General features: G+C 60.4%; 2 pseudogenes. Both read right to left on the bottom strand.

The window, feature by feature from the left end:
* Window positions 1–153 (bottom strand): annotated as a pseudogene (locus SB751_RS34800) (ribonuclease E/G); the annotation flags it as partial.
* 9 nt (window positions 154–162) lie between these two features.
* Window positions 163–240 (bottom strand): annotated as a pseudogene (locus tag SB751_RS34795) (septum formation inhibitor Maf); the annotation flags it as partial.

Below are 240 nucleotides of genomic sequence, written 5' to 3'. Positions count from 1 at the left end.
GGGCAGCACACGCACGACCTTGCCGAGATACACATTGCCGACGCGCCCGCGCGACAGCGTGCGCTCGACGTGAAGCTCCTGTACTGCGCCCTGCTGGACCAGCGCGACGCGCGTCTCCTGTGGCGTAATGTTGATCAGGATTTCTTCGTTCATGATTGTTGTTTAGAAGTCGATGCTCGCGGCGCGCAGGAGAGCGGCCGTTTCGAACAGAGGCAAACCCATGATACCCGAATAGGACCC

The sequence above is a fragment of the Cupriavidus sp. SIMBA_020 genome (assembly GCF_046535395.1).
Classification (GTDB): Bacteria; Pseudomonadota; Gammaproteobacteria; order Burkholderiales; family Burkholderiaceae; genus Cupriavidus; species Cupriavidus campinensis.
The sequence above is the reverse complement of the archived record's forward strand: the minus strand, read 5'-3'. Positions and strand labels throughout refer to the sequence as shown.